Here is a 10833-nt window from a genome sequence, read left to right as displayed (position 1 = left end):
TCTCTCGGACCGGTGCTGTCTCTCGTGCCCGTGCCGGTTCTGGTCTGCTGAGTCGTGTCCTGGGGAGGGCGGTCACCACGTGGTGGGGTACTCCACCGGCGGGACCGTGGACGGCTCCACCCGGTTGGTCTTGAGCACCTGGGTCATGATCTGCTGGAACACGGGGGCCGTCGCCTGGGACGTGTTCATCTTAACCGGATCGGCGATGGTGACCGTCACGACGTACTCGGGGTCCTCCGCAGGGGCCAGTCCCGCGAGCGAGACGGTGTAGCTCTTCGAGTAGCCGCCGTTGCCGTCCGGCTGCTGCGCCGTGCCGGTCTTGGTGGCGATGTTGTAGCCGTCGACGTGGATGTCGTCGGCGAGCCAGCCCTCGTTGTAGTGGGTCTGCAGCATGTCGACGACGTCCTTCGCCGCTCCGGAGGAGACCACCGGGGTCCCGGTGCTGTCGGGAACGTCGATCACGGAGCCGTCCGGCGTCGTGCAGCCCTCGACGAGCTGCGCGGGCAGGCGCACCCCGCCGTTGCCGAGGGTCTGGTAGATGCCCGCGACCTGAACCGCCGTGGCCGAGACGCCCTGGCCGAACATGGTCGTGTAGTTGGTCTGGTTGTCCCAGTCCGCGGAGTCGGCGAGGAGCCCGCCCGACTCGCCGGGGAAGCCGACGGCCGTCGGCGCGCCGAGGCCGAACTTCTTCAGGTAGTCGTAGCGGGTGGAGGCCGAGAGCTTCGAGCCCATCATCGCGATGCCGACGTTCGAGGAGTCCTTGAGGATGCCGGTGAGCGTGTAGTTGGTCGGCGTGTGCGCGAAGTCGTCGCTGAAGGCGGCGCCGTCCTTCTCGAAGGTGTCCGGCACGACGACCTCGCTGGTCGGGCTCGCCAGGCCCTGGTCGATCAGCATCGCCGCTGTCATCGGCTTGAAGGTGGAGCCGGGCTCGAAGGGTGCGCGGAAGGCGCGCGAGCTGCGGTCGGCGGACGCGCTCGCCGCGACGTTGTTCGGGTCGACGGTGGGCGTCTCCGCCACGGCCAGGAGCTTGCCGGTCTTGACCTCCTGGACGACGACGATGCCGTAGCTGCCTCCGACCTCGGTGACCCGCTGGGCGAGCACCTGCTGCGAGTAGTACTGCAGATCCGCGTCGATGGTGAGCTCGAGCGTGCCGCCGTCGACCGCGGGCGTCTCGGCGACCGTGCTGCCGGGGATGCGGACGAAGTCGGCGCTGCGCTCGTAGCTCTCGGAGCCGTTCGCGCCGGCCAGGCAGGCGTTCTCGGCGTACTCCATTCCCTCCTGGGCGGCGCCGTCGCCGCCGACGTAGCCGATCAGGTTGCCGGCGACCGCGCCGTTCGGGTAGGTCCGGCCCTGCTGGGTCTCGAAGTAGGTCCACGGGATGTCGAGCGCCACGAGCTTCTGGTACGCGTCGAGGTCGAGCCCCTCGGCGAGGATCAAGTAGTTGGCCTTCGGGTCCTTCGCGACCGCGTCGCTCACCGGAGCGGTGATCTGCTCCACCGTCTGCCCGGTGATCGCGCCGATCTCGGAGGCGGCCTGGTCGACGCTGATGACGACCTCCTGGCCGCCCGGCAGCTCGCGGCGGAACTCGGTGACGTTCTTCGGCGAGGTCGTCAGCTTGTAGCGCGTGGTGGCGTCGGCGAGGACGGTGCCGGAGCGGTCGACGATCGAGCCCCGCGTGCCGTAGGTGACCACGCTGTTCGACTGGTTCTGCGCCGCCTCGTCGGTCAGCTCGTTCGCCCGGACGACCTGGATGTCGACCAGCTTGCCGATGAAGAGGCCGACGACGGCGGCGATGACGAGGAAGGTGACGGCGGTGCGTCGCCGGCTCGAACGGTGGTGTCTCACAGCGGCGGGGTCCTTCGGGCTCGGTGCGGGGGCTCGGTGCAGGACCGGACTCAGTGCGTGATCGGCGCGGGCAGCTCGCCCTGCAACGGTACGACCGCGCTCCCCGAGCCCGGGGAGGACGCGCTGGCCGCGGCGGCCGGCGGGGCGATGAGCGCGTTCGGCACGGCGGAGGCGGCCGACGTGCCGACCTCGCTCGAGGCTGCGGAGGCCGGGTCGCCGAGCACCGCGCCGTCGGACAGGCGGAGGTAGACGGGCGCCGTGTTGGCGACCATGCCGAGACCCTGGGCCGCGGTCGCCAGGTTCTGCGGGGAGCTCAGGGTGTCGACCACGTCCTGCTTCTCGGCGTTGCCGCGGGTGAGCGTCTTCTGCTCCCCCTGCAGAGTCGCGATCTGGTACGCGCCCTCGGAGAGGCCGACGCTGACCAGGAGCTGGATCACGATGATCGCGAAGAGCCCGGCGACCGCGACGATCCCGTAGACGAGCTTGGGCCGGGCCTGCCGCTCGGGAGCCGGGACGGCCTCGATCCGGGGTCGCTGCGCCGGTTCGGCGGGGCGCGCCGGGCGTGCGGTGCTGCTGCGGTCGATGACGGGGTCGATGACGGCGGTCGCGCTCATGCGGTGCTCCTGATCCTCTCGGCCGCGCGCAGTCGCACGGGTGTTGCTCGGGGGTTGGCGGCCTTCTCGTCGTCGGAGGCGAGCTCGGCGCCGCGGATGACGAGTCGGAACTCGGGTCGGTGCTCGGGCAGCTCCATCGGCAGGCCGACGGGCGCCGTGGAGGAGGAGGCGGCCTGGAGCGCGCGCTTGACGATGCGGTCCTCGAGCGACTGGTACGCCTCGACGACGATGCGGCCGCCCACGGCGATCCGGCCGAGCGCGGCGGGGATCGCCCGCTCCAGCACCGACAGCTCCTGGTTGACCTCGATGCGCAGCGCCTGGAAGACGCGCTTGGCCGGGTGGCCGTTGCGCTGGATCGCGACCGGGGTCGCCGCCTGGATGATCTCGACCAGCCGGCCGGAGCGGACGATCGGGGCCGACTGCCGCGCCTCGACGATCTTCTTCGCGTAGCGCGCAGCAAGGCGCTCCTCGCCGTACTCGTGGAAGAGGCGGCGGAGGGCGAGCTCGTCGTAGTCGGCGAGGATGCTCGCCGCCGTGAGCGGCGCCGTCGCGTCCATCCGCATGTCGAGCGGCGCGTCCTTGGAGTAGGAGAAGCCGCGCTCCGTCTCGTCCAGCTGCAGCGAGGAGACGCCCAGGTCGAAGAGCGCGCCGTCGACCGCATCGATGCCGAGGTCGTCGAGCACGTCCGGCAGCTCGTCGTAGATCGCGTGCACGAGGTCGATCCGGGCGGAGTGGGCGGCGAGCCGCTCGCCGGCCAGTTCGAGCGCCTGCGGGTCGCGGTCGAGGCCGATCAGGTGGAGTCGCGGGAAGCGCTCGAGCAGCGCGAGCGAGTGCCCGCCCATGCCGAGCGTCGCATCGACGAGCACGGCGCCGTCGCGCTCGAGCGCCGGCGCGAGCAGCTCGACGCAGCGCTCGAGGAGCACGGGGAGGTGCCGCTCCTCGGTGGGGCGCGCGGGGGTGGGGCGCGCGGGGATGTCGCGCGCGGGGGTGTCCGGGGAATCTGCCATGGCGGTCCCGCCGTTCTGTTCCTGCCGCCCGATCCCCATCCAGCTCACGACCGGACACCGGGGAAGGTGCGTCCGGGCGCCGAGTGGCTGGGAGTCGCGCGGCAGGAGCTAGAACAGTCCGGGGATCACCTCCTCCTCGGTGTCGGAGAACACGGACTCCTGCTCGGTCAGGTAGCTGTCCCAGGCGTCCTGGGCCCAGATCTCGGCGCGATTGCCCGCACCGATGACGGTGAGGTCGCGGTCGAGACCGGCGTAGGCGCGCAGCGGCGCCGGGAGGGTGATGCGGTTCTGCTTGTCCGGGGTCTCGGCGCTGGCGCCGGAGAGGAACACCCGGAGGAAGTCGCGGGCCTGCTTGCTGGTCACCGGCGCCTGGCGGATCTTCTCGTGCATCGCCTCGAACTCGCGCTGACTGAAGACGTAGAGGCACCGCTCCTGACCGCGCGTGACGACGACCCCGGAGGAGAGCTCGTCGCGGAACTTGGCAGGCAGGATCACGCGGCCCTTCTCGTCGAGCTTGGGGGAATGAGTGCCGAGGAACAACGGACTGCCCCCACTTCTCTCCGGCCAAGGTTGGTGTGGGCCCCACAGTACTCCACTTCCCCCCACCCACAACCCTCCGCGGTGCTGCGACGCGCCGGTGCTCCCCCGTCGATCCCCGCCGTTGCAGGGATCTCGCGCGGTGGAGTGGAGTGGAGGGAAATCGCACTCCCGGGGATCGTCCGGGCATGAAAAAAGGGCCGATCCGTGAGGATCGACCCTGGGGTGGTGCGGGGTGGAGGCCCGCGCCGGGAGGACTAGGAGCGGCCGTCGCCGCGGTTGTCCCACCTGTCGTTCAAGCGGTCCATGAAGGTGGAGCTCTGGCGGCCGCTCGCCGAGCGCGGCTTGGCCGGCCGCCCGACGTCCGGAAGACCCGTGGCGGAGGAGCCGCCGGCGGCAGGGCGCATGGCCACGACGACCCCGGCGAGCATCAGCGCGAAGCCGAGCACGCCGACGAGGGGCTGGCGCACGATGACACCGGCGACGAGAACGCCGAGACCGACGATGGCGAGGAGGATGCCGAGGACGAGGGCTCGGTAGTTGGTGCCGCCCCGGCCCTTGCTGACCGCCGCGACGAAGTCGGCGTCGTTCTGATAGAGATTGCGCTCCATCTCGTCGAGGAGCCGTTGCTCGTGTTCCGAAAGCGGCATCGGGACCCCTTCAGGGAGTGGCGTCGACCCGGCGGGGACGGCACCGAGGTGGGCGTGCGGTCTGCTCGACCGGGCTGGTGGCGCTTCAGTGTAGACCGAGCCCCGCCGAGGCGCCAGGCGCCATCGGTGCATAGGCTGGTCTGGTGAACCACAGCACTCGTCTGGTCGATCGCGTCCAGTTCCGAATCGATGAATTCCTCACCGGGCGCTCGCCAATTCTGCGCTCCATAGGAGAGGACGTCTCCGCCCTCGGCGACCTTTCGCGGGACTTTCTCAGCGGGGGCAAGCGCTTCCGCGCACGCTTCTGCGAGGCGGGCTGGACGGCGGTCTCCGCGGTGCCCAGCGACGCTCACGCGAGCGCATCCGATCCCATCGCCCGCGTCGGCGCGAGCCTCGAGCTCTTCCACGCCGCCGCGCTCGTCCACGACGACGTGATCGACAACTCCGACACCCGCCGCGGCGCGCCCTCGGCGCACCGCCGCTTCGGCTCGCTGCACGCCTCGGGCGGCTGGACCGGCTCAGCCGACGAGTTCGGCCGCTCCTCCGCGATCCTCCTGGGCGACCTGCTCCTGGTCTGGGCCGACGAGATCTTCGCGGACGCGGAATGGGCGCTCGAGGACCGCGCGGCGGCCGCGCGAGCACGCGCCGAGTTCAATCTGATGCGCACGGAGGTGACGCTGGGCCAGTACCTCGACATCCTCGAGGAGAGCGCGTGGGCCGCGCACCCCGAGCACGAGCACCTCGAGCGCTCGGAGCGCGTGGTCGTCTTCAAGAGCGCGAAGTACAGCATCGAGGCGCCGCTCGCGATCGGCGGCTCGCTCGCCGGCGGCGACGACGCGCAGCTCGACGCGCTGCGCCGGTTCGGTCTGCCGCTCGGCATCGCCTTCCAGCTGCGTGACGACGTCCTCGGTGTCTTCGGCGACCCGGCCGTCACGGGCAAGCCCGCCGGGGACGACCTGCGCGAGGGCAAGCGCACCGTGCTGCTCGCTCTGGCGCGCGCGGCGGCGTCGGCGGCCGGGCGCGCGGAGCTCGACGCCGTGGTCGGCCGCGCGGACGCGAGCGCCGACGACATCGCCCGTGCTCAGGAGATCGTCGCGGGCAGCGGCGCGCTCGACCGGCTGGAGGAGCGGATCGCCCGCGACGTCGAAGCGGCGCTCGGAGTGCTGCCCGACGCTCCCCTGCGCGAGGAGGGCGTCGCGGAGCTGCGCGACCTCGCCGACCGCGTCACCACGCGGACGGCCTAGGCCCGGATCGGGTTCGACCCCGGCTGGGCTCGGCTCAGGCGAGCGCCTGGGCGACGCGGCGCACCTCGGCCTTGCGGCCGGCCCGCAGCGCGAGCACGGGGCTGGTGCCGAGGCTGTCCTCCTCCGAGAGCAGCCAGTCGATCGCCTCGTCGTCCGAGAAGCCCTGGTCCGAGAGCAGGATCGCCGTGCCCCGGATCTCGCTCAGCGGCTCGCCGTCGCGGAGGAAGACGGAGGGAACGGCGAGCTTCCCGTCGCGGCGGCTCCCGAGCAGGTGGCGCTCCTCGAGCAGGCGGCGCACCCGGCTGACACCCAGACCGGTGAGCTCGACCAGATCGGGGACGGTCAGCCACTCGATCTCGGAGGCGGACGAGGAGGCGGAGGCAGCGGACGAGTCGGTCACCCGTCAAGAGTGCCACGAGCCGCCTCCGCGTTGCACGCCGGTTGTCCGGAGCGTCTTGCCTAGACTCGTCGCGTGACCACCAGCCAGCTCGACCCTCTCCTCGGCCGTCTCGTCGACGGCCGGTACGAGGTGCGCTCGCGCATCGCGCGGGGCGGCATGGCCACCGTCTACCTCGCGCACGACCAGCGCCTCGAGCGCCGGGTCGCGATCAAGGTCATGCACGGGCACCTGTCCGACGATCAGACCTTCAAGAACCGCTTCGTCCAGGAGGCGCGCTCGGCCGCACGGCTCGCGCACCCGAACGTCGTGAGCGTGTTCGACCAGGGCCAGGACTCCGACATGGCCTACCTGGTGATGGAGTACCTCCCGGGCATCACGCTGCGCGACCTGCTCAAGGAGCGCGGCCGGCTGACGGCCCAGCAGGTCGTCGACATCATGCACTCGGTGCTGTCCGGTCTCGCGGCCGCGCACCGGGCCGGCATCCTGCACCGCGACCTCAAGCCCGAGAACGTGCTGCTGGCCGACGACGGCCGGATCAAGATCGGCGACTTCGGGCTCGCCCGCGCCGCGAGCGCGAACACCGCGTCCGGCCAGGCGCTGCTCGGGACGATCGCGTACCTCTCCCCCGAGCTGGTCACCCGCGGCACCGCCGACACGCGGAGCGACATCTACGCCATCGGCATCATGATCTACGAGATGCTCACCGGCGAGCAGCCCTTCACCGGCGAGCAGCCGATGCAGATCGCCTACCAGCACGCGAACGACTCGGTGCCCTACCCCAGCGCCAAGGTGGCCTCGGTGCCGACCTCGCTCGACGAGCTGGTGCTCTGGGCGACCGAGCGCGACCCCGACATGCGGCCGCGCGACGCCGGCGTGATGCTGGCGCAGCTCCTCGAGGCCGAGCGGCTGATGGGGATCACCCCGACCGACCGCCGCGGCGCGGACACCCAGGCCGTCACCCCGCTCCCGGCCACCGAGCCCGCCACCGCGCTGCTGTTCGACGAGGCGGTCACGGGGCACACGTCCGTGATCGAGGGTCCGCCCGAGGAGCTCGAGCAGCGCGACGACGACGCCGTCGCCCGGCTCGCGACGAAGCGCCGCACGCGCCGGCGCCGCGGAGTGCTGCTGACCGTCATCGTGCTGCTGCTCGCCCTGATCGGCGGCGGCACCGCCTGGTGGTTCGGCGAGGGCCCGGGGGCGATCGTGAACGTGCCGGACGTGGTCAGCCGCTCGCAGGACGACGCGACGGCCGAGCTGGTGAGCCAGGGCTTCGAGGTGTCGCCGCAGCAGGCGAACGATCTCACCGTCCCCGCCGGCACCGTGCTCAGCACCGACCCGCCCGGGGGGCAGGGGCTGCACAAGGGCGACGTGGTGACCCTCGTCGTCTCGAGCGGGCCGCGCCAGCTGCCGGTGCCCGCGCTCGCGGGCGTCTCCGAGGCGGACGCGACGACCGCGATCCAGAACGGGGCGTTCACCCTCGGCGAGGTGACCCGGATCTTCGACGCCGATGTGGAGTCCGGCGTCGTCGTCTCGGCCTCGCTGCCCGACGGCGGCGAGCTGCCCGCGACGATGTCGGAGACCAGCACGATCGCGCTGGTCGTCAGTCTCGGCGCGATCCCGAACGTCGTCGGCCTGACGGTCGACGAGGCGACGGCCGCCGCGAAGGACGCCGGGCTCGCGCTCGACCGCGACCGCGAGGACTGGAGCGACACGGTCCCCGCCGGCGTGGTGCTGACCCAGATCAACCCCGAGGCGCCCGCGACCACGGGCGACACCGTGTCGGTCGTGGTCTCCAAGGGACCGCAGCCGGTCGCCGTCCCCGACGTCGTCGGGATGACCCGCGACCAGGCGAAGGCCGCGCTGAGCGCCGCCGACCTGAAGTGGAGCTACGGCCTCACGACGCCGCTGATCGACCAGGTGCCGGACGAGGTGACGAAGGTGACCAACCAGTCCGACAAGGAGGGCGCCCTCGTGCAGCGCGGCACCACGATCCAGCTCTCGATCACGATCTCGATCTGACAGACGGGCGCTGCCGCGGCGCACCCTTGCTGGTCGAGTAGCCCCGAAGGGGCGCAGCGCTTCTTGCTGGTCGAGTAGCCCCGGAGGGGCGTATCGAGACCCATCCATCGGACGACGGCGGATCTCGATACGCCCGCTGCGCGGGCTACTCGATCAACAAGGTGGTCCCGCTCCGCGGGCAGGTCAACAAGGTGGTCCCGCTCCGCGGGCTGGTCGACAAGGTGGTCCCGCTCCGCGGGCTACTCGATCGACAAGACGGTCTGCTCCTCCGGCACCGCGATCAGCGGGGAGCGCCGGCTCAGCGCTCGCGCAGCTCCTCGGCGACGAGGAAGGCCAGCTCGAGCGACTGCATGTGGTTGAGGCGCGGGTCGCAGACCGACTCGTAGCGCGTCGCGAGGGTGGCCTCGTCGATGTGCTCCGAGCCGCCGAGGCACTCGGTGACGTCGTCGCCGGTGAGCTCGACGTGGATGCCGCCGGGGTGTGTGCCCGCGGCGCGGTGCGCCTCGAAGAAGCCCTTGACCTCGTCGACCACGTCGTCGAAGCGACGGGTCTTGTAGCCGGTGGGCGTGGTGAGCCCGTTGCCGTGCATCGGGTCGGTGACCCAGAGCGGCAGCGCGTCGCTCGCCTTGACCGCCTCCAGCAGCGGCGGCAGGGCGTCGCGGATCTTCCCGGCGCCCATCCGCGTGATGAAGGTCAGGCGGCCGGGCTCGCGGTCCGGGTCGAGCTTGTCGATCAGCTCGAGCATCGTCTCGGGGCTCGTCGAGGGGCCCAGCTTGACGCCGATCGGGTTGCGGACGCGGGAGAGGAAGTCGACGTGCGCGCCGTCGAGCTCGCGGGTGCGCTCGCCGATCCAGATGAAGTGGCTGGAGGTGTTGTACGGCGTGCCGGTGCGCGAGTCGATCCGCGTCATCGGGCGCTCGTAGTCCATCAGCAGGCCCTCGTGGCCGGTGTAGAACTCGGTGCGCTTCATGCCCTCGAAGTCGGCGCCGCAGGCGACCATGAACTTCACCGCGCGGTCGATCTCGCGGGCGAGCTGCTCGTAGCGCTGGTTCTGCGGGTTCTCGGTGAAGCCCTTGTTCCAGTAGTGCACGAGGCGCAGGTCGGCGAAGCCGCCCTGCGTGAAGGCGCGGATGAGGTTCAGCGTGGAGGCGGCCGTGTGGTACCCCTGCACGATGCGGCGCGGGTCGGCGGCGCGCGACTCCGGGGTGAAGTCGTAGCCGTTGACGATGTCGCCGCGGTAGGCGGGCAGCGTGACGTCGCCGCGTGTCTCGAGGTCGCTGGAGCGCGGCTTGGCGAACTGGCCGGCCATCCGGCCCATCTTGATGACGGGCATGCTGGCGCCGTAGGTGAGGACGACGGCCATCTGCAGCACGGTCTTGACCCGGTTGCGGATCTGGTCGGCGGTCGCCCCGGCGAAGGTCTCGGCGCAGTCGCCGCCCTGCAGCAGGAAGGCCTCACCGCGGGCCGCGGCACCGAGGCGCTCGCGCAGCTGGTCCACCTCGCCCGCGAAGACGAGCGGGGGCAGCGCCGCGATCTCGGCGGACGCGGCGGCGACGGCCGAGGCGTCCGGCCAGTTCGGCTGCTGCTTGATCTCGAGCTCGCGCCAATAGTCCAGGCCGGCGACCACGGAGGGGGCGGCGAGGACGTACGGTTCGTTCGGATCGATGACCACGAGGGTTCCTGGTTCTGACGGGCGCGCGGCGCGCGCAGTGATCGCCGCCCGGACGGACGGCGACGGTTGACGAGCTTATCGGCTCGGTGGCGGGCCTCGCGGAGGACCGCTCAGCCGGGCGGGCGGGTGCGGCTCAGCGGAGCAGGGCCGCGCGCTTCTCCTTGACCGAGGTCGCGTAGACGTCGAGGTACTCCTGGCCGCTGAGGGCCAGCAGCTCGTACATGATCTCGTCGGTGATCGAGCGGAGGATGAAGCGGTCGCCCTCCATGCCCTCGAACCGGCTGAAGTCGAGCGGCTCCCCGAAGACGATGCCGATCCGGCCGAGCTTGGGCACGCGGCTGCCGATCGGCATGATGCGCGCGGTGTCGATCATCGCGACAGGGACCACGGGCACCCGGGCCTCGAGGACCATGCGCGCGACGCCCGTGCGGCCGCGGTACATCCGCCCGTCGGGACTGCGGGTGCCTTCCGGATAGATGCCGAGTGCCTCGCCACCGGCCAGGACGCGCAGGCCGGTGTTGAGAGACGCCTCCGAGGCCTTGCCGCCGGAGCGGTCGATCGGGAGCATGCCGGTCGCCGTGAAGAAGAGCTTGGTCGCCCAGCCCTTGAGGCCCTTGCCGGTGAAGTAGTCGCTCTTGGCGAGGAAGACCATGTTGCGCTCGATCACCAGCGGGAGGAACACCGAGTCGATGAAGGAGAGGTGGTTGCTCGCCAGGATGACGCCGCCGGTCGGCGGGACGCGGTCGGCGCCGACCACCCAGGGCCGGAAGATCGTCTTGAGCAGGGGCCCCGCGACGATGTGCTTCATGAACCAGTAGAACAAGGGGCGCTCCTCAGCGGTCCGC

10 protein-coding genes are annotated in these 10833 nt (G+C 71.4%); 2 read left to right on the top strand and 8 right to left on the bottom strand.

Going from position 1 to position 10833, the window contains the following annotated elements; all coding sequences use genetic code 11:
• Nucleotides 1-72: 72 nt before the first annotated feature.
• From GSU72_RS07505 to GSU72_RS07485, 5 genes are all read right to left on the bottom strand, one after another.
• Nucleotides 73-1845: a penicillin-binding protein 2 gene (locus tag GSU72_RS07505; RefSeq protein ID WP_244256036.1), complete on the bottom strand. Its 1773-nt coding sequence runs from the start codon at nucleotides 1843-1845 to the stop codon at nucleotides 73-75.
• A 50-nt stretch (nucleotides 1846-1895) separates the two neighbouring features.
• Entirely contained in the window at nucleotides 1896-2459 is a 564-nt protein-coding gene (locus GSU72_RS07500; protein ID WP_159984462.1) for a hypothetical protein, read from the bottom strand.
• Nucleotides 2456-3466 carry a 16S rRNA (cytosine(1402)-N(4))-methyltransferase RsmH gene (gene rsmH, locus GSU72_RS07495; protein WP_159984461.1) on the bottom strand — a complete coding sequence of 337 codons (1011 nt, stop codon included), beginning with the start codon at nucleotides 3464-3466 and terminating at the stop codon, nucleotides 2456-2458. Before rsmH ends, GSU72_RS07500 begins: the two co-directional genes overlap by 4 nt.
• A 108-nt stretch (nucleotides 3467-3574) precedes the next feature.
• Nucleotides 3575-4006, bottom strand: coding sequence for a division/cell wall cluster transcriptional repressor MraZ (gene mraZ / locus GSU72_RS07490; protein WP_123446130.1), 432 nt, complete (start codon nucleotides 4004-4006; stop codon nucleotides 3575-3577).
• A 254-nt stretch (nucleotides 4007-4260) separates the two neighbouring features.
• A complete protein-coding gene (locus GSU72_RS07485) occupies nucleotides 4261-4653 on the bottom strand; it encodes a DUF3040 domain-containing protein (protein WP_159984460.1) in 393 nt (130 codons plus the stop codon).
• 143 nt (nucleotides 4654-4796) lie between these two features.
• Here GSU72_RS07485 and GSU72_RS07480 point away from each other — a divergent pair, with 143 nt between their 5' ends.
• Nucleotides 4797-5897 (top strand): polyprenyl synthetase family protein, encoded by a 1101-nt coding sequence (locus GSU72_RS07480; protein WP_159984459.1) that lies wholly within the window; start codon nucleotides 4797-4799, stop codon nucleotides 5895-5897.
• Nucleotides 5898-5931: 34 nt separating this feature from the next.
• Here GSU72_RS07480 and GSU72_RS07475 read toward each other — a convergent pair whose 3' ends face one another.
• A complete protein-coding gene (locus GSU72_RS07475; protein WP_244256035.1) occupies nucleotides 5932-6297 on the bottom strand; it encodes an Rv2175c family DNA-binding protein in 366 nt (121 codons plus the stop codon).
• Nucleotides 6298-6369: 72 nt separating this feature from the next.
• Here GSU72_RS07475 and pknB point away from each other — a divergent pair, with 72 nt between their 5' ends.
• On the top strand, nucleotides 6370-8316 hold the full coding sequence (pknB, locus tag GSU72_RS07470) for a Stk1 family PASTA domain-containing Ser/Thr kinase (RefSeq protein ID WP_159984458.1): 1947 nt from the start codon (nucleotides 6370-6372) through the stop codon (nucleotides 8314-8316).
• A 298-nt stretch (nucleotides 8317-8614) separates the two neighbouring features.
• On the opposite strand, the gene GSU72_RS07465 is transcribed toward pknB, so the two are convergent.
• Together GSU72_RS07465 and GSU72_RS07460 are read right to left on the bottom strand one after the other, a co-directional pair.
• Complete coding sequence (locus GSU72_RS07465; protein ID WP_159986718.1) at nucleotides 8615-9943, bottom strand: 3-deoxy-7-phosphoheptulonate synthase class II; 1329 nt, start codon at nucleotides 9941-9943, stop codon at nucleotides 8615-8617.
• Between the two features lie 178 nt (nucleotides 9944-10121).
• A complete protein-coding gene (locus tag GSU72_RS07460) occupies nucleotides 10122-10811 on the bottom strand; it encodes a lysophospholipid acyltransferase family protein (RefSeq protein ID WP_159984457.1) in 690 nt (229 codons plus the stop codon).
• Between the last annotated feature and the right edge of the window lie 22 nt (nucleotides 10812-10833).

The organism is Rathayibacter sp. VKM Ac-2760, from assembly GCF_009834185.1.
GTDB lineage: Bacteria > Actinomycetota > Actinomycetes > Actinomycetales > Microbacteriaceae > Rathayibacter.
This window is presented reverse-complemented; position numbering and strand designations above follow the sequence as displayed.